The following is a 19,347-nucleotide window of genomic DNA, read 5'->3' as shown; positions in this document are numbered from 1 at the left end:
CCTAGACCTTGACTTTGGACAGTTTGAGGTTGATCAGGGACAACGCCCCCACCACCAGGAAGATGACCGTCGCGATCGCCGCCGCCAGACCAAAGTTCTGGCCGGAATCCTGGAAGGCAATGCGGTAGGTGTAGCTCACCAGCAGGTCGGTCGTGCCCGCCGGGGTGCTGGCGCCGATGATGTCGGGCGCGCCGCCGGTCAACAGGGCAATCAATACGAAGTTGTTGAAGTTGAAGGCGAAGCTGGCGATCAGCAACGGCGCCAGGGGCTTGAGGATCAACGGGAACGTGATGTTCATCAGGTTGTTGATCGGGCCCGCGCCGTCCATGGCCGAAGCCTCATACAGGTCCCGCGGGATCGCCTGCAGCAGCCCCATGCACAGCAGCATCATGTAGGGGTAACCGAGCCAGGTGTTGACGATCAGAATCATCGTCCGCGCCATGGCCGGGTCGCTGAACCAGTCCGGGCGCAGGCCAAACAGGTTCTCAAGCACCAGGTTGATCTCACCGAAGTTCTGGTTGAACAGGCCCTTGAAAACGAGAATCGAGATAAACGCCGGCACCGCGTATGGCAGGATCAGCATGGTGCGGTAGAAGCCTTTGGCGCGGATCTGGTCCCACTGCAGCAGGTTGGCCAGCAGCAGCCCCAGCACCAGCGTGAAGACCACCGTGCCCACCGAGAACAGCAGCGTCCAGATGAAAATCTGCACGAACGGGCCGCTGATCGACGGATCGGTGATGACCTTCAGGTAGTTGTCCCAGCCGGTGTTGACGGTCCAGCCCGGCACCAGTCGCTCGCCCTCGGCAGTCTCGTAGAAACCGGCGTCGTTATTGGGGAAATAGACCTCCCCGGTGCGAGTGTTGGTCAGGGTGTCGTTGCCGCTCTTCTCGTACAGCGGCTGGATCGCCGCGAACGCGCGCAGGCTCGCCATGGTGAGCTCGCGCCCGTCCTCCAGCGTCAGGCTCAGGGATTTGAGTGCGTCCCGCTGCTGAATGATGTCGCGAATCTGCAGCGGCTCGCCGGCCGGCGCCACGCCTGGCTCGACGCCCACGGTGGTTTCGCCGTCCAGTTGGAAAGGCGCGGAACGCAGGGTCCGGTCCTGCCCTTCCAGCACCATCACATAGCCCTCACCGGTCTGATACAACTCGTAGGGATAGCGCGCCGACTCGGACTGGTAGGAGCGGCCCAGCAGGTTTTCCTGCACCCGCTCGAAGCTCAGCAGGTTGCTGGCACTGTAGTTGGTGAAGCCGATGCCTACGGTGTAGAGCAGCGGGAACACAACGAAAACCGCCATGCCGGCCACCGCCGGGTAAATATAGCGATGGGCGTACATGCGGCGGTTGACGAAGACAAAGACCGCCGAGGCGGTCAGCACCAGGAACAGCATCGCGAACACGAATTCGCGCTGGGCGTAGAGGGCAAAGATCAGGTAGAGCGCCATGCCGACCACGACGGCCAGGACTCCCCACTTAAGAATATTTCGGCTCATGAAAGGTCTGTTGGCTGTGCGCGGGTAGGACAGCGTGTCACTTAGCATTGTAGTCAGCCCCGTCGATTGTCGCCTGCGGGTCGTTCACGCACGACCGCATCCGGCAGCGGCCGAAGCCGCCGCCGGTCAGAGGCTTTTTATCGGGTGATTCGGTTGGCCGCGGTATCCAGGGCTTCCTGGACGCTCTGACGGCCGGAGGTGATGTTCTGCAGGGCCGGTGCCATGGACGACCAGAAGGCACCCATGGCCGGCACGCTCGGCATCGGCTCGCCCAGCTCGGCGTTCTCGAAAGTCGCCTTGATGTGCGGGTTGCCGGCGGACAGCTCGTCCATCAGTTCCTTGTTGGCGACAGCACCCAGAGGCACGTCGTCGTCCACCATCTTCAGACCCTTGACGGACAGCGCGTAGTTCTCCAGGAACTCCACGGCCAGGTCCTTGTTGGGGCTGGCACTGTTCAGGGTTGCCGCCATGACACCCACCATCGGCTTGGGTGTTTCACCGTTGATGGTCGGCAGCGTGGTCACGCCGAAGTCGATGCCGCTTTTCTTCAGGTTGGCCCAGGCCCAGGGACCGTTGATCATCATCGCCAGTTCGCCCTTGTTGAACTGGGCATCCATGGCGCCATAGTCCGCACCGCGTGGCATCACGCCCTGCTCGATCAGGTCGGCCAGTACCTGCGCGCCGGCCACAGCGCCATCGGTATTCACGCCGGTGTCGCCGACGTCATAGCCGTTGGCGGTTTCCTTGAAGATGTAACCGCCGTCGGCGGCCAGGAGCGGCCAGGTGAAGTAGGTGTTGTTGTAATCCCAGAGGATGGCCTTCTTGCCCTGTTCGGCGAGCTTCTTGTCCAGCGCGGGGATTTCCTCGAAGGTCTTCGGCGGCTCGGGCACCAGATCCTTGTTGTAGATCAGGCCGATGGACTCCACGGCCATGGGATAGCCGTACACCTTGCCGTCGACGGTCACCGCATCCCAGGTGAAGTCGTAGTTGGCGTCGCGAGTGGACTGGGAGGGGTTGAGCTCGGCGATCAGGCCGCTTTGCGCCCATTCGCCGAAGCGGTCGTGGGCCCAGATGAAAATGTCGGGACCGTTGCCGGTAGCAGCGGCCTGCTGGAACTTGTCGGTCGCGCTGTCGGGATGAGCGACCTCGACGGGAATGCCGGTTTCTTCGGCGAACCAGTCGCCCACTTGCTGCAGGCCGTTATAGCCCTTGTCACCGTTGATCCAGACGACCAGTTTTCCTTCTTCGATCTCCGCTTGGGCCGGAGAGACAACACCCATTGTCGCGAGCATGGAGACAGCCAGGGTGCTGCGGATAAAGTTTCGGCGATTCATTGTGTCAGTACCTCTTCTGTTCTCTGCCTTATTGTTTTTGTCCGGTGACACCGGAAGGGCATCGGCACCGGATACTTAATGTTTGTATTTATTCCGATCATCGTCATCGTCCGTAAAAACCGCAATGCGGGCATCAGCCCTGATTTTAATCGCCGAGGCGTAGAACGGGGGAGTAGGGGGCGTAGTCGTTTCCGTCTACCCAAGCGGCTTCGGCTTTGCTTACATGCAGCGTTATAACAAGCGGCGGCAGCCTTTCCCGCCCAACAACAACCCACAGCCGGAGTTCCAGATGGCCACGAAACCACTCCCCCTCCTGGCGGCAACCTGCGCGCTATTGACAGGCTGCGCCGGACACGCTGCCAACGGCGCCCTCGACAGCAACGCCCAGCCCAGCGATCAACGCGCGATGCAGTCCGATATCTGCCCCGCCGCGACAAAGCCGGTCAGCATACCGGTCGGCTCCACCTTCCGCGAGGGCGAATGGCTGCGCGACGCCTACTCCGGCGCCAGGGTCCAGGTCAGCGACGGCCAGGTTACCCTCACCCCGGCGCCCAACGCCGAGGGCCTGATCCTCCTGGAAGCCGCCGACCCGCAACCGCAAAGCTTCGAGTGGGCCGGCGCCACGGTCTATTTCGCCATCACCGACCGCTTTGCCAACGGCCGCACGGACAACGACCACGCCTACGGTCGTCACGACGACGGCGAACAGGACATCGGCACCTTTCATGGCGGAGACTTCGCCGGTCTCACCGACCGCCTGGATTACCTGGCCGAGCTGGGCGTGGAGGCCCTGTGGATATCACCGCCGGTGGAACAGATCCACGGTTGGGTCGGTGGCGGGGATCAGGGCGACTTCCGCCACTACGGCTACCACGGCTACTACGCCCTGGATTTCACGCGGCCGGACGCCGCCTTCGGCACGGAGGCAGAGTTCCGGGAACTGGTGGACCAGGCCCATCAGCGCGGCATCCGCGTGGTCATGGACATCGTCATGAATCACCCGGGCTACAGCACCCTGCAGGACATGCAGGATTTCGGTTTCGGCGGCCTGTTCGAGGGCTTCGAAAAATACCTGCCCGAGCGCTGGGGCGACTGGCAGCCGGAATCCTGGGAAAACCTGCACGCCTACCACGCCCTGATCGACTACGATCATCCGGCCTGGTCACGCTGGTGGGGTAAGGACTGGGTTCGTGCCGGCATTGCCGACTATCCGGATGCGCCCAGCGTGACGCTCGATCCGGTCAAGGGTTCCCTGTCCTTCCTGCCGGATTTCCGCACCGATTCGAAGGAACCGGTGGACCTGCCCGCCTTCCTGGCGGAGAAAGACGATAGCCGGGCCCGCAACCTGCCCAATGCGACGGTGCGCGACTACCTGATCCAGTGGCACAGCGACTGGGTGCGCCGCTTCGGCATCGATGGCTTCCGGGTGGACACGGTCAAGCACGTGGAGCCCGAAGCCTGGGCCCAGCTTAAAGTTGCCGCCCAGGCAGCGCTGGACGACTACCGGGCCGACCATCCGGACGCCGTCCTGCCCGCCGAGGATTTCTGGATGGTGGGCGAGGTCTTCCCGCATTCGGTGACCCGCAGCCACTATTACGACAACGGCTTCGACGCGATCATCAACTTTGACCTGCAGGACGACGCCCTGGCCGGCGCCGAGTGCCTGCCGGACATGGACAGCATCTACGCCGACTACAGCGACGCCCTGCACGGTGACACGCCCTTCAACGTGATGAGTTACATTTCCTCCCACGACACGCGGCTGTTCAGCAGCGAGGCCCACCAGGATCCGCAGCTGCAAAAGCGCGTGGCCGCTGCCCTGCTCTTCTCGCCCGGCACGGTGCAGGTCTTCTACGGGGATGAGAGCGGCCGCGCGGACGGGCCCAACGGCTCCGACCCGCACCAGGGTACACGCTCAGACATGAACTGGAACGCGCTTGAAGATCCGCAAACCGCCGCTATCCTGGCGCATTGGCGTCAACTCGGCCAGTTCCGGCAACGGCACCCGGCGATCGGCGCCGGCCGGCACCAGAAGCTGTCCGAGTCGCCCTACACCTTTTCTCGCGTCAGCGACGACGACCGCGTGGTCATCGCCTTCGCGCGACGCTAGCGTGATACCAGAACAACAGGAGTCCTCTTGATGACATCGCCCTACCCCGACCTGATCCTTGGTTTTATGCGCCTGTCGGATTACCCCGAACTGGCCACTTCCAATGCCCTGGCCGACTGGATCGAGGCCCGCCTGGACCAGGGCCTGGACACCTTCGACCACGCCGACATCTACGGCGACACCCAGTGCGAGTCGGCGTTCGGCGAGGCCCTGCGAGCCCGTCCGGCACTGCGCCAGCGCCTGCGGGTCATCACCAAGACTGACATCGTCCACGCCAGGGACGGCGTGGTGAAGCACTATCGTGCCGAGGGTGGCTACGTCGCCAGCGCTATCGACGCTTCCCTGCAACGCCTGGCCATGGAGCAGATCGACACCTTCCTGATCCATCGACCCGACCCGCTGATGGACGCCGCGTCCGTGGCGCGGGCGCTGGAGGACGCGGTGCGGGCCGGCAAGGTCGCGCGTATCGGCGTCTCCAACTTCCTGCCGGAACAGTGGCGCTGGCTGCAGGCCAATACCGAGCTGCCGCTGGTGTGCAACCAGAGCGAACTGTCCCTGCGCGCCAACGCTGCGCTGTCCGACGGCACGCTCGAAGCGCACCTGCGCGACAACCTGCACTGGCTGGCCTGGTCACCGCTGGGCGGCGGCGCCTTGCAGGAAGGCGCGCTGGCCGAAACGCTGAAACGCCTGCAGGAGGACACCGGACTGTCCGCCACCGCACTGGCCGTGGCCTGGCTGCGGATGATTCCGGGCCAGCCGACACCGGTGCTGGGCTCGATGAAGCCGGGTCGCATTGAGGAAGCCCTGGCCGGCCTGAACGCGGAATTGAAACGGACGGACTGGTTTGCGCTGCTGGAAGCGGCGCGGGGACAGGAAGTGCCTTAGGCTGGGCTGGTTGCTGTCAGGGCGACAATCGCCGCTCTCATCGTCTCGCTGGAACGATTGTCTTTCTGCCATAAAAAACGGGGCCTCAGCAAGGCCCCGTTTTTGTTACCGGAACGTACCGGCGATCACACCGCCTTGGCGGCAATGATCTTCTCGTGCCACTCGACCGGGCCGGTCTGGTGCACAGAGCTGCCCTTGGAATCGACGGCAACCGTCACCGGCATGTCTTCCACCTCGAACTCGTAGATGGCTTCCATACCCAGTTCCTCGAAGGCCACCACTTCGGCGTTCTTGATTGCCTTGGACACCAGGTAGGCCGAACCACCCACGGCCATCAGGTAGACGGCACCGAATTCCTTGATGGCGTCAATCGCCACCTGGCCGCGCTCGGCCTTGCCGATCATGCCGGTCAGGCCGGTCTTCTCGAGCATGGTGTGGGTGAACTTGTCCATGCGGGTCGCGGTGGTCGGACCCGCGGGGCCCACCACTTCCTCGCGCACCGGATCGACCGGGCCCACGTAGTAGATGAAGCGGCCCTTCAGATCGACCGGCAGCTCCTCGCCCTTCTCGATCATGTCGACCATCTTCTTGTGGGCCGCGTCACGGCCGGTCAGCATCTTGCCGGACAGCAGGACGGTCTCGCCCGGCTTCCAGTCGCGCACGTCTTCCGGCGTCACCGTGTCCAGGTTGACGCGACGCACGTTGTCGCCCACTTCCCAGGTAATCTCCGGCCAGTCGTCCAGGCTCGGCGGCGTCTGCAGTGACGCGCCGGAGCCGTCCAGCACGAAGTGGGCGTGGCGGGTCGCCGCGCAGTTCGGGATGATCGCCACCGGCTTGTTGGCCGCGTGGGTCGGGTAATCCTTGACCTTCACGTCCAGCACGGTGGTCAGGCCGCCCAGGCCCTGGGCACCGATGCCCAGATCGTTCACCTTGTCGAACAGCTCCAGACGCAGTTCCTCGGAACGATCGGAAGCGCCGCGAGCTTTCAGGTCATGGATATCGATCGGGTCCAGCAGGGATTCCTTGGCCAGCTCCATCGCCTTTTCAGCGGTGCCGCCGATACCGATGCCCAGCATGCCCGGCGGACACCAGCCCGCGCCCATCTGCGGAACCATTTTCAGGACCCAGTCGACCACCGAATCGGACGGATTCAGCATGGCGAACTTGGACTTGGCCTCAGAGCCGCCGCCCTTGGCCGCCACATGCACCTCAACCTTGTCGCCCGGCACCAGCTTGTGGTGAATCACCGCCGGCGTGTTGTCCTTGGTGTTCTGGCGCTTGCCGTCCGGATCCGCCAGGACCGAGGCGCGCAGGACGTTGTCCGGATGGGTATAGGCGCGACGCACGCCTTCGTTGACCATGTCGTCCAGGGACATCTGCGCGTCCCACTGCACGTCCATGCCGACTTCTACAAAGACCGTGACGATGCCGGTGTCCTGACAGATCGGACGCTTGCCCTGGGCGCACATGCGGGAGTTGATCAGGATCTGGGCCATGGCGTCCTTGGCCGCCTGGGATTCTTCCCGCAGGTAGGCCTCGTGGACGGCCTGGATAAAATCCTTCGGGTGATAGTAGGAAATGAACTGCAGCGCATCGGCAACGCTTTCGATCAGGTCGTCCTGGCGAATCACGGTGGTCATATTGGCTCTCATCGGTTGTGGTTTTTTCCGTTTGCCGGTGAGCCGGCGCTGGCGCCCCGGGCAAACGATCAAAAATTGCGCCACATTGTACCCGATCTGACGGGCCGAATCAGCGTGTGGCCTGCTTTGGCTCACGCAGTGACGCGTAAGAGTCCGTTACCGAAAGCGTACAGCTGAATCTGGTTGCAAAAGGGGACCACATACCGCTTTAATGGCCGGACGCGATCGCGCACCCACACCAATACAATGACATGCCGCGATCCGATTCAGACACCCGCAAGGTTTTCGACCACCGGACCATCAACGGAGAGCCCCGTGACCGACTTCATCCAGACCGATATCCAGGACCGCATCCTGCGCGTCAGGATCAACCGCCCCGAGCGCAAGAACGCCCTGAACCACGCCATGTACACCGGTCTTGCCGAAGCCCTGGAGCAGGCCGAAGCCGATCCCACCATCCGCTGCACGCTGCTTACCGGGCACAGCGACTGTTTCACTGCCGGCAACGACCTGTCGGATTTCGCCGAAGGACTGCCCGGCGAATTCGCATCCACCCCGGTCGGGCGCTTCCTGTTCGCCCTGGCGAACGCCGAGAAACCCGTCGTCGCGGCCGTGAATGGGCCCGCCGTGGGCATCGGCACGACCATGCTGTTGCATTGCGACCTGGTCTACGCCGGCCGCAACACCCGCTTCCAGATGCCGTTCGCCAACCTGGGACTTTGCCCCGAGGGCGCTTCCAGTCTGCTGCTGCCCATGTGGCTGGGCCGCGTTCGCGCCGCGGAACTCCTGATGCTGGGCGATGCATTCGACGTGGAGCATGCCGACCGGCTGGGCCTGATCAACCGCATCTGCGACCCGGAACAGACCGAGACGGACGCCCTGCAAGCCTGCCAGCGCCTCGCGGCGCAGCCACCGGCGGCGATCCGCGCCACCAAGGCACTGCTTAACCGGCCCAACAAGGACGATCTCAAGGCCGCGCTGCTCGCCGAGGGCGAGTTGTTCGGCGAGCGCCTGAAATCCGACGAAGCCGCCGAAGCCTTCCGCGCCTTCCAGGAAAAGCGCAAGCCGGATTTCAGCCACTTCGGCTGAAATCACGCCATCCTCGCCCGTCCCGCCTCGCAAGGGGTTTGACCATTCGACAGACGTCAAACCCCGATCTATTTTTCATACAGGTTGACCGCTCCCAATCGACGAACGTCGAAGAATCACACTTTAGAGCGATCAACAGCTTTCGGTGGCTTTCGATATAGTCAGGATGACAAGAAACTGCCGGTGTTGCGCACCGGAGCGCTGACTGGAGCCCGGCTGAATCGTCCGCTCCCTGATTTCAGATCGGTTTCCAGAGAACAGTTTTCAGACGACGCTTTCTCGATAAAAAGGCAACTGTACGACACCGGGGCACCCCGCTCGCGCAGCGCCCACAATAACGATACAACAACAGGAAAAGGTTCCACCCATGTTGAGAAAAACACTAATAAGTCTCGCCGTGGCATCATCCGTTGGACTCACCGGCTGTCTGGATGACGGCTCCTCTGACAAGAACGCGAATCCGGATTATCAGATCAGCAACCCGGATCGCGATGGCAAGACCTGGCCTATTTTCAACCCAATCACCAGTGAATTGCCGATTCCCAACGACTTGATATTCGATTCCGACCAGGGTGATGGAACCTTCGGCGTGAGTGATTCGTCCCCGCCCGTCACCACCGCGCTGAATGAACTGAGTGGCGCATCCACCGTGGCGCCGGCCGTGATCCAGCTCAATGGTCAGGTAGACCCGGCCACCGTAAACGCCGGTACGGTTTTCCTGCTGCAACTGGAATACGCCAGTGGCGATCCGGTTCAGGGCCTGAGCAATGGCGAGCCGCCCACGGTTGCCGGTGCCGCCAACGTTCGGGCTGACGTCGAAACCCTGGACGGCACTTCGGCTATCCGCATCCTGCCCCTTGAGCCACTCGAGCCGCGCAAGCGCTACATCGCCGTGGTAACGAAGGATGTCAAAGATCTCAACGGAGACAGCATTCTCGCCTCGCCCTCCTACGAGAACCTGACCGATGAAACCCAGCCGCTGGGCAACTCCGCCCTGGCGGCGGTGCGGACGTTGATCAACAGCCTCTGGGAACCAAGCATCGAGGGGGCCCTGGGCCTCACGGATGACCAGATCGCACTGAGCTATAGCTTTACAACCTCCAACGACGAGAAGGTGCTGCAGTATATTGCCGAGCCCGGTGCCTGGTTCGCGGATCAGGTAGAGACCTTCGTCAAGGTCTCGGCAGCCAGCTCAGCTGTTGAAGGCGGTGCTTCGTCCTACAGCGACGTGAACACGGCGGTTACCGGTGCGGTCACACTCTTCCCCAACATACCGACGGACGATGGCTCCACGATCGCCGACAAGCTGGCTACGCTGTTTGGCTCTGGCGCTCCATGTGAAGGTGAAACCGGTGAATCCGCCATTGACTGCGCAGGCGTAGCGCTGGCCTCCAACTTCATCAACGTATTGCCCACTCCCGTGACCGGCGTCAACCGGTTCCCCACAGACATCACGCTTTCGGCCACCGGCACACCAGTTGGTCTCGTCTCGGCCCTCGCCGCACAAGTTACGGGATCCGACGGCGTACTCGCCGCTCAGGGAACGGTTGAACTGCCCTACTACCTGGGCACAACGGCAAGCACCGTGGCGACTGACTCCTGGCAGGCCGACAGCGGTATCGCAGCGGGCCTGAACAGCGCCTTTGCGAGCATAGGCCTGTCCCTGCCCCAGGCCGATTCAAGCGTTTCCACCGCGGTCAACTACATCTTCCCGTTCCCAGAGCAAACGGATACCGTCGACGTCCCCGTTTTGGCGCTGTATCCCGCTTCAGGCACGATAAACGGTGTCGTACTCTACCAGCATGGTATTACCACGGATCGCAGTGCTGCACTAACCTTTGGCACCGCACTGGCGGCCGGTGGTTATGCCGTGTTCGCCATCGATCAGCCCTTGCACGGTGTGGCAGCCTTTACAGATGCCGAGCAACAGGCGCTGTCGGATCAACTGCTTACTGGAGCCGGCCTGTCGGTCAATGACACCAATCGCTCGGCACTGTTGGCCAGCCAGCTGTCCTCCGGACTGCTCCAGCAACTGATTGACGCCGGCTGTACCGGCCTGAGCTCTGACACCGATACAGCAAAACTGCAAGTGATCGGCGGTGCCTGCGCCGGCACTTCGGCAACAGCCGCTGACGACATGGCTGGACTGGTCTCCATTGAGAACACAGCGCAAAATGCAGGCAGTACGATTCCGGGTCTCGCACCGATGGTTGGCAACGAACGCCACTTTGGGCTCTACGCCGCCGCGCCGAGCACCCCGGCCGCTATCGACTACGACGCGGGCGTTGGTGACTCAGGCAGCCTCTATATCAACCTGACAAGCTTCCTGACCACTCGAGACAACAACCGTCAGAGCGCGGTGGATCAAATGAACCTGCGCGCAAGCATTCCAGGCCTGGAGCTTCCCGATACAGATGGGTCGACGCTGGCAACAATCGGCGCCGCACCTTCTGTCTATTTCGCTGGCCACTCCCTGGGCACGATCACGGGCACGCCCTTCCTGGCCAGTGTTAATGCCAACCAGTTGGATGCCACGCTGGTCGACGGCAGCGGCGCCACACTGGTCCCGTCAACCTTTAACGACATCAATGCGGCCAGCCTGCTGACGCCTGGCGGCGGCATCGTCCGCCTGCTGGAAAATTCCCCGACCTTCGCGCCGCAGATCCTGCTAGGCCTGCAGAACTCAGCCGGCCTTGCCCAGGGGGATGCGGATCTGGAGACCTACTTCAACGTCTTCCAGGCGACGGTCGATACGGCTGATCCAGTGAACTTCGTTGATAACTTTGCGGCTCCGAATACCATCCTGTTGTCTCAAATCAACGGCGATACGGTTATTCCGAATGCGGCAGATGACGCCCAGTGGGGCATCCCGGCGCTGGAGGGCACCTTCGAGACGGAAGCGAACGGTACAACCGTCAACGTGACCGTCGACAGCTTCAATGCCCCGCTCGCCGGCACACAGCCGCTGACACTTGGGCTGACCAATATCACAACCTACGATGAGGGTTCTCACGGCACTCCCGTTTCCGCGGATGTTCCCGCAACGTTTGGCCAAATGGTCACCGAGACGCTCACGCTGTTTGGTAGCAACTAACAGCCAGGCACATAGCGCGTAGGCAAACGCCAGAGCCCCCACCCGCAAGGCTGGGGGCTTTTTCATGACCAATCACTTTCTCCCGGGGCTTCCATCAGGTTCGCCAAGACCAGCTCCCGTCAACGATCCCTCCACCGCAACCGTTTGCGATAACAGTCACTCTGCACCGACGCGACGGGTCATCAGAGCGACGTTTTCGAATGCCGGGCGACCACTACCCAGGCCTTAACCAACAGTCGGTCCCTGTCTGCCATGCAGGGCTTCCCAGACACAAAAAAGGCCGACTCCCGAGGAAGCCGGCCTTCAGTTTGACCTGTTGCTTCAGATCACTCAGTGATCGTCGTTTCCCCTTGTGGCAGCAGGTTGGCCTCAATGTCCGCTTCGGTGAACAACAGCTTGCGAAAATCCTTGTTCGAGTACCGCTCGCTCTGGTCCGTAAAGTACGGAGAATTGGCGTCGGACGATTCCGAGTAGCTCACCAGACCGTAGGCCTCTGGGCCGTTGTCGGTAAACTCCAGACCGAAGTGCCAACTGGTCCCCCGGGAAATCTTCCAGCCTTCGCCGCTGTTGCTGGAGATTCCGCCGGCTACCCGGCTACCATCGGCGGCTTCGTACTCCGGCGTGTTATAGCGCGGAATAATCGTGTCCTCGGCGAAGCTGGAATCCACAACACCAATGGCGTTGAAGGCGCCTTCCACGTTACCGTCCCCGCCGTGCCAGGGAATCCGGACACTTTGGGTGACTACGCCCGACGCATCGCCGCCTGGCGGTACCCCACCGGATGGCTGGAAGTACTGAACGTCACCCAGGGGCGCGTCGTAAGCAATACCGGCATCGTCCAGAACAACCAGCGCCGCAGCCAACGACTTCAGCATGGCGTCGTCAGCCAGACCACGATTGTCGGTTGACGGATCAGCCGGTGTGTAGACCGGATCGTCGGCGTCGAACTCCGTTTGCAGGTCGTCCGGGAAGTTCCGCAGGTAAATATCTACGAAGGCCCGGAAAGTGTGGGCACCGGTGCTGTCCAGTTCGTAGGTGCCGTTCCAGTTCTGGAGTGCGGTACAGCCATCGGCGACGCTACGAACGCCCGTGCCCGGCGGATCGAGATTTGGCGTGGCGGGCAACAGCGCATCGTCCACCGTCACATCACCGGAACCGATCAGGTCACAGCGGTCACGCAGTTCTTCAAGAAACTCTTCCGCGTACCAGGCCCGGTTGTTCCAGATCACGCCGATCAGATCCTGGGCGCTGAACTTGCCATCCTGCCCCGCCGGCGCTGGCGTATTGGCATCCAACCCCGTGTCGAGCGGGTTCTGGAGCATCTTGATGCCCAGGCGAGTGCGCGGGTTGATCACGCTATCTTCAGCACCGAATAGCGGTGAGTAGTCCGTCAGGAACGCATCCGGGTTCGTCGCCCAGTAGCTGCTGTTCGAGTTCTGTACCCAATCCGAACGCAACAGCTTGGGCTTATTTTCATACGGCACAAGCCCGTTGCAATCACCTTCCACCCAGTCATCGCGGGAGGTGCTGCCATCCAGCAGCGTCAGGCCGTTCTCGAACAGCGTGTTGTAGGACGCGCTGAAGCGACGTTTGAAGTCAATGGTCGACAATGCGGCCGGTGACAGGTTCGGCACCGAACTGCTGTCGATGTAGAAGGCGTTGCCCTGATCGTCCGCGTAGGTGGAGTTGGTCCACAACGTGGAGCCGCAGTTGCGGAAGACGTCCTGGAATTCCGTCAGATTCGATGCCCGGCTCATTTGCAGCCACGTATCCAGCAGGCCACTGGTGTTCGCATTGGCATCCCGGTAGGTGTAGGCGACGGTCGTACCCTGTGAGTTGGGGTCACCCCAGACCGGTAGCCCTCCACCGGTGGCGGCGTTCGCCGACACCATCGGGCCGTACTCGGAGAAATAGAACGTCCGCTCCAACACCGTCGGTGATGCCGTGCCGTTAGCCACCTCAATCTGGAAGGTCTTCGAGGTGATCGGCTTTTCCTCGCCGTCCTTGATATAGGTAAGATTGTCGCCAGTTTTCAGAGTGAGTTCGTAGAACGTGAAGCGCCGGCTTGTGGTTACTGTGTGGGACCAGGCCAGGTTCTCGTTGAAGTTGATCAGTGGAATGGCCGTGCCCAGAAGCCCGGCGCCATTGATATTCAGATAACCTGGAACGGTCATCTGCATCTGGTAGAGGCGTCGGTGGCCGGTATAAGGAAAGTGCGGATTGGCCAGCAACGCGCCGCGGCCCTGCTCCGTCATATCACCGCCAATACCCCAGGCATTACTCGCCAGACCGGTCTCATTAAAGTTGGTGCGTTTCGAGGCCAGCAGACGCGCATCCTCGGTTACCAAGCCTGGTTCCAGCCTCTTCTCACTCGTCGCGCTGGCCACGGGAACCGGGTTGGGCGACTCGCCCGGCGGTACCGCGATATAAACCGCCCCGGTCGCAAACAGCGCCCCACTGGCGTACTGCCCCACAATCCGATAGTGGGCGAGCAGATCGGTCGGCTCGATCACCTTGACCCATGGCTGGTCCCGACATTCAGCAGGCAAGTCCGAGCCCGGCGTCTCCGCCACGTATTTGTTATAGCCCGCGGTGAAGCCGTCGATCATGGCCCGACTCTCATCGGACAAGCTGTCGTAGTCGGCCTCGGCGCCGGACAGGATGTCCTGCGCCTTGTAGGAAAAGTCTGTGATGATGTTGATGCTGCCGGCACCGGGCCCAAAGTACTTGGCCCGCTCACTGCGCGCCTTGACGATGGCTTCAGCCAGCAGGCAGATGTTGTCCTGGGCCTGCGCATAGCCGGCGCCGAATGCCGCCGAAGACAGGTCGTCGGCCTTTATATGGGGGACGCCGTTCGTCGTGCGGCGAATATCAGCAGTCAACTGGCCGTCAGACGGTGTGAGCGGATCCGCTGAGGCGTCATCCCCGGAACCACCATCCCCGTCAAAACACCCGCCAAGCAGGATACTTCCGGCAACAGCCACTCCGAGGGCACGCCACGGCGTCCGTCGGGCAGCGCCCGATCCCTTTTTGAAATGCTTCATGGTTGTTTTTCCGTCTTATTGGAATTGTTGGAAATGAGAAAGAGTCGAAAAACGACTCATCAACCAATCTAGCAGAAGGCAACGGCCCCTCCCAGCAAAAACTGAGTCACAATTCACCTTTTAAACGAGGACTTTTCCGCACGGCCAGAAGACGATGAAAACCGCTCCCGGCGCGGGTCGGTAAGCAGTGGCAGATCCGGATTCAGGGGGCAACAGGTTATGGAAGAACTGGGCGGGAAAAGAAGAACAGGAGACCGCCGGGCGGCGGCCTCCTGGCAGGATCAGCTCAGCTTGCGACCTTTGCTGGCCGCAATCCGCAGACGCAGGGCGTTCAGCTTGATGAAGCCTTCCGCGTCTTTCTGATCGTAGGCACCCTGGTCTTCCTCGAAGGTGGCGATCTTCTCGTCGAACAGGGAATCGTCGGACTTGCGGCCGACCACTTCGACGTTGCCCTTGTAGAGCTTCAGACGCACGGTACCGTTGACGTAGCTCTGGGTCTGGTCGATCAGGGCCTGCAGCGCCTCACGCTCCGGTGACCACCAGTAACCGTTGTAGATGACCTCAGCGTAGCGCGGCATGATGCTGTCTTTCAGGTGCGCGACTTCGCGGTCCAGGGTGATGGACTCGATGGCGCGGTGGCCACGCAGCATGATGGTGCCGCCCGGGGTTTCGTAGCAGCCGCGGGACTTCATGCCCACATAGCGGTTCTCGACGATGTCGATGCGGCCGATGCCGTTGTCGCCGCCCACCTTGTTCAGGTGGCTCAGCACTTCGTGCGGCTTCAGACGCTCGCCGTCGATGGCGACGATGTCGCCCTTCTCGTAGGTCAGCTCGATGTAGGTCGGCTGGTCCGGCGCCTGCTCGGGAGCCACGCTCCAGCGCCACATTTCCTCTTCCGCCTCGGCCCACGGATCTTCCAGCACCATGCCTTCATAGGAGATGTGCAGCAGGTTGGCGTCCATGGAGTAAGGGGACTTGCCCTTCTTCTTCTCGACCGGGATGTTGCGCTCTTCGCAGTAGGCCAGCAACTTCTCGCGGGAGTTCAGGTCCCACTCGCGCCAGGGGGCGATCACATGAACGCCCGGCTTCAGGGCGTAGGCGCCCAGTTCGAAACGGACCTGGTCGTTGCCCTTGCCGGTCGCACCGTGGGAGATGGCGTCGGCGCCGGTCTCGTTGGCAATGTCGATCAGGCGCTTGGAAATCAGCGGTCGGGCGATGGACGTGCCCAGCAGGTACTCACCTTCGTAGATGGTGTTGGCGCGGAACATCGGGAACACGAAATCGCGCACGAACTCTTCGCGCAGGTCCTCGATGTAGATTTCCTTGACGCCCAACGCTTCGGCCTTGGCTCGTGCCGGCTCGACTTCCTCGCCCTGCCCCAGGTCCGCTGTGAAGGTTACGACTTCACAGTTGTAGGTGTCCTGGAGCCAGCGCACGATGACCGACGTGTCCAGGCCACCGGAATAGGCCAGCACCACCTTATTGATATTTGACATGTCCATGCTCCGACTCGATCAGAATAGGAACACCAGCGGCCGCCCCGAGGCGGTTCGCCAGCCGTTCCTACAATGGATGAACGACGCCCCGGCGTGTCAGCACCGGTGCGACCGATTCAGAATGAAGGCGCATATTGTACGGCAGCGCCGCCGCGCTTCCAATTGCAGCGTGCAAATGGTTGCCCGGACGGGCATGGTCAGCCGTTGCTGCGAGGGTCGATGTCCGCCTCGGCCTGCTGCAACGAGCGGCGCTCGCCCTCTCGCTCCAGGCGAACCGTGGTGCGGCGGTTGTCGGCCGGGTTACCGGAGGCCGGGTAGCGCTCGCCGTGGTAACGGGTGACGATCTTGTCGGCCGCGATGCCATTGGCCTTGAGATACTCCGCCACCGCATTGGCGCGGTTCTCGGACAGGGTGCGGTTGTGGATGCGGGTGCCGCTGCGATCGGTGTGGCCATCCACGAAGATCCGCGCAATGCTGTTGTCGGCGTGAATGAACTGGACGATCAGGTCGAGGCGATCCAGATCGGCATCGCTGAGCCGGGCACTGTCGAGCTTGAAGTGAATCCGCGAGCGCTTGATCTGGTCGAAGTTCACCGGGAGCAGCCCGGCGACGCAGATCTGGTAGTCCTGGTAAGTGCCGGCGAAGTTGATGTTCGACAGCTGGACCCGGACCGGCTCGCTGGAGTAGCGGGCTTCGCTGGTCACCGTCGGCGCCATGCCCTTGAGCAGACCGTGAACCATGGCCATCGCCCGCGGCGTATCGACTTCCACCGAACGCTGCTCGGTGGTCACCTGTACCCGCCCCAGACGCGTCGGCGCGACGCCGGGCCGCCAACTCGGCGCTTCGACGTTTAGGTAACCGGCGCCCACTTTCATCAGGCGGATGTCCGACTCCAGGTAAAAGCGCAGCTCATCGCCGGCCCGATGCTGGAACACCGCTCGACCGTACCCGGGCACCTCATGGGTCAGCGAACAGCTGAAAACCGAGGAGGCCAGATACCATTGGCTGTTTTCGATGCCGGCGCCGTAACTGGCCGCTTCGGTCCCCGTCAGGGGGAACGCCAGTAAAGGAACGACCAGCAGGGGGCGCAGAGAACGTCGCATCGCCGATAACCCGTGGTGACTGCGTGAAAAAGTTGCGTTGACTCTTCACCTATCGGCCGCCCGGCGCGAAGCTTTAGCCGTTCGCCGGAAATTTCCCGGCCGTCCATCCAAACGCCGGGTCTGGTATACTCCGCAGCAAATTCTGTTCACCGGATTGGAAGATTGACGCCCATGACCACGACCCTGACGCTGACCCGCCCCGATGACTGGCACCTGCACGTACGCGATGGCGAGGTATTGGCCGATGTCGTTCCGGCCACGGCGCGCTGCTTCCGGCGGGCGATCATCATGCCCAACCTGGTGCCACCGGTGGTCAACGCCAGTGACGCCCTAGCCTATCGTCAGCGCATCATGGCCGTGCTGCCCGAGGGCGCGGATTTCGACCCGCTGATGACCCTCTACCTGACCGAGCAAACCACCGCCGAGGACATCCGCCAGGCGCGCGAGGCGGGTGTGATCGCCGCCAAGCTCTACCCGGCCGGCGCCACCACCAATTCATCCTCCGGCGTGACCGATATCCGCAACATCGATGCGGTGCTGGAAGCCATGAGCGAGTGCGGCATGCTGTTGCTGGTGCACGGCGAGGTCACCGACAGCGACATCGACATCTTCGATCGCGAGAAGGTTTTTCTCGAGCGTGTGCTGGCGCCGACCCGGGAGCGCTTCCCGGACCTGAAGGTGGTGCTCGAACACATCACCACCGAGGATTCCGCCCAGTTCGTGCTGGAAAGCGAGCGCAACCTGGCCGCCACCATCACCCCGCAGCACCTGCTCTACAACCGCAACCACATGCTGGTCGGCGGCATGCGCCCGCACCTGTATTGCCTGCCCATCCTCAAACGCCAGCGCCACCAGCAGGCCCTGCAGGACGTGGTGGTTGGCGGCGATCGCCGTTTCTTCCTGGGCACCGATTCCGCGCCCCACGACACCAGCCGCAAGGAAAGCGCCTGCGGCTGCGCCGGCTGCTTCTCCGCGCCGGCGGCAATCGAACTCTACGCCGAAGCCTTCGACGACCTGGGCGCGCTCGACAACCTGGAAGCCTTCGCCAGCTTCAACGGCCCGGACTTCTACGGCCTGCTGCGCAACACGGACACCATCACCCTGGTGCGCGAGCCCTGGACCCAGGCTGAGAGTCTGCCGCTGGGCAGCGGTCGTATCACACCGCTGCGGGCGGGCGAGCAGATCCGCTGGCGCCTGCAGGCCTGATACCGGCGGGCCGCAACCGAATCAAGTCATTAACAGTAAGGGTACTCAGTGATCGAGGAAGACAAACCAACCTCCCCCATGGCCGCCCGTTTTCGCGGCTTTCTGCCTGTCGTCGTGGATGTGGAAACCGGCGGATTCAATGCCGACACGGACGCCCTGCTGGAGGTGGCTGCGGTCCTGATTGAAATCGACGATGACGGCTGGCTGCAGCGCGGCGAAACGATCGCCTACTCGGTGCATCCGTTCGACAACGCCAACCTGGAACAGTCGGCCCTGGATTTCACTGGCATCGACCCCTGGGATCCGGAGCGCGACGCAGTGCACGAGCGCGATGCCCTGAGCGACGTTTTCGGCCCGATCCGCAAGGCGGTGAAGCGCAACGAGTGCAAGCGCGCGGTGCTGGTCGGCCACAACGCCACCTTCGACCACAACTTCCTGTTCGCCGCGTCCGACCGCTGCGGCATCAAGCGCAACCCGTTCCACCCCTTCTCCACGTTCGACACCGCCACCCTGGCGGGCCTGGCGTACGGGCACACGGTGCTGGCGAAGGCCTGCAAACTCGCCGGCATCCCGTTCAGCAATCGCGAAGCGCACTCCGCGGCCTACGACGCGGAGAAAACCGCCGACCTGTTCTGCGGCATCGTCAATCGCTGGAAGGAATTGGGCGGCTTCCCGCCGCCGCAGGTGGAAGAAGCGTCCGACGAAACCGAGTAAGACCGGTTCCGCCAGCAACCGCCAGACATGCCCTCTCCAATCCCGCACCCCGGCCTTTCCGCAAGGCCGGGGCTCACCGCCGCTCCCAGGCTCGACTCCGGCGGCCATACGCCAGCATCGCCCACCCTGCAACCGACGCCCCT

General features: G+C 62.4%; 12 protein-coding genes. 6 read left to right on the top strand and 6 right to left on the bottom strand.

The window, feature by feature from the left end; translation table 11 throughout:
- Window position 1: 1 nt before the first annotated feature.
- Both malF and malE read right to left on the bottom strand, forming a co-directional pair.
- Complete coding sequence (gene malF / locus GQB00_RS01135; protein WP_165854947.1) at window positions 2–1,489, bottom strand: maltose ABC transporter permease MalF; 1,488 nt, start codon at window positions 1,487–1,489, stop codon at window positions 2–4.
- A 137-nt stretch (window positions 1,490–1,626) separates the two neighbouring features.
- Window positions 1,627–2,823: a maltose/maltodextrin ABC transporter substrate-binding protein MalE gene (malE, locus tag GQB00_RS01130; protein WP_165854946.1), complete on the bottom strand. Its 1,197-nt coding sequence runs from the start codon at window positions 2,821–2,823 to the stop codon at window positions 1,627–1,629.
- Window positions 2,824–3,112: 289 nt separating this feature from the next.
- On the opposite strand from malE, the gene GQB00_RS01125 reads away from it, so the two are divergent.
- Window positions 3,113–4,933, top strand: coding sequence for an alpha-amylase (locus GQB00_RS01125; RefSeq protein ID WP_165854945.1), 1,821 nt, complete (start codon window positions 3,113–3,115; stop codon window positions 4,931–4,933).
- 30 nt (window positions 4,934–4,963) lie between these two features.
- The gene (locus GQB00_RS01120) at window positions 4,964–5,818 is read left to right on the top strand and encodes an aldo/keto reductase (protein WP_165854944.1); all 855 of its coding nucleotides are present in this window, start codon (window positions 4,964–4,966) and stop codon (window positions 5,816–5,818) included.
- A gap of 125 nt (window positions 5,819–5,943) precedes the next feature.
- Here the strand turns inward: GQB00_RS01120 and GQB00_RS01115 are convergent, their stop codons facing one another.
- Entirely contained in the window at window positions 5,944–7,458 is a 1,515-nt protein-coding gene (locus tag GQB00_RS01115; RefSeq protein ID WP_165854943.1) for a fumarate hydratase, read from the bottom strand.
- A gap of 315 nt (window positions 7,459–7,773) precedes the next feature.
- Between GQB00_RS01115 and GQB00_RS01110 the strand changes: the two genes are divergently transcribed.
- Complete coding sequence (locus GQB00_RS01110) at window positions 7,774–8,547, top strand: enoyl-CoA hydratase (RefSeq protein ID WP_165854942.1); 774 nt, start codon at window positions 7,774–7,776, stop codon at window positions 8,545–8,547.
- A gap of 367 nt (window positions 8,548–8,914) precedes the next feature.
- Window positions 8,915–11,641, top strand: a complete 2,727-nt coding sequence (locus tag GQB00_RS01105) for an Ig-like domain-containing protein (protein ID WP_165854941.1) — start codon at window positions 8,915–8,917, stop codon at window positions 11,639–11,641.
- 326 nt (window positions 11,642–11,967) lie between these two features.
- On the opposite strand, the gene GQB00_RS01100 is transcribed toward GQB00_RS01105, so the two are convergent.
- The 3 genes from GQB00_RS01100 to GQB00_RS01090 all read right to left on the bottom strand — a co-directional run bounded on the left by GQB00_RS01100 (window position 11,968) and on the right by GQB00_RS01090 (window position 17,284).
- Entirely contained in the window at window positions 11,968–14,685 is a 2,718-nt protein-coding gene (locus GQB00_RS01100; RefSeq protein WP_165854940.1) for a penicillin acylase family protein, read from the bottom strand.
- Window positions 14,686–14,966: 281 nt separating this feature from the next.
- Entirely contained in the window at window positions 14,967–16,181 is a 1,215-nt protein-coding gene (locus GQB00_RS01095) for an argininosuccinate synthase (protein WP_111496880.1), read from the bottom strand.
- 197 nt (window positions 16,182–16,378) lie between these two features.
- Window positions 16,379–17,284, bottom strand: a complete 906-nt coding sequence (locus tag GQB00_RS01090) for a flagellar protein MotY (RefSeq protein WP_165854939.1) — start codon at window positions 17,282–17,284, stop codon at window positions 16,379–16,381.
- A gap of 171 nt (window positions 17,285–17,455) precedes the next feature.
- Between GQB00_RS01090 and pyrC the strand changes: the two genes are divergently transcribed.
- Both pyrC and rnt read left to right on the top strand, forming a co-directional pair.
- Window positions 17,456–18,490, top strand: a complete 1,035-nt coding sequence (pyrC, locus tag GQB00_RS01085) for a dihydroorotase (RefSeq protein ID WP_165854938.1) — start codon at window positions 17,456–17,458, stop codon at window positions 18,488–18,490.
- Window positions 18,491–18,568: 78 nt separating this feature from the next.
- Complete coding sequence (gene rnt, locus GQB00_RS01080; protein WP_165856478.1) at window positions 18,569–19,204, top strand: ribonuclease T; 636 nt, start codon at window positions 18,569–18,571, stop codon at window positions 19,202–19,204.
- Window positions 19,205–19,347 lie beyond the last annotated feature (143 nt).

Origin of the sequence: Marinobacter sp. JSM 1782161, assembly GCF_011421605.1 — a bacterium.
Classification (GTDB): Bacteria; Pseudomonadota; Gammaproteobacteria; order Pseudomonadales; family Oleiphilaceae; genus Marinobacter_A; species Marinobacter_A bohaiensis.
Note: the sequence above shows the minus strand (reverse complement) of the source record. Positions and strands in the feature narration are given on the sequence as shown.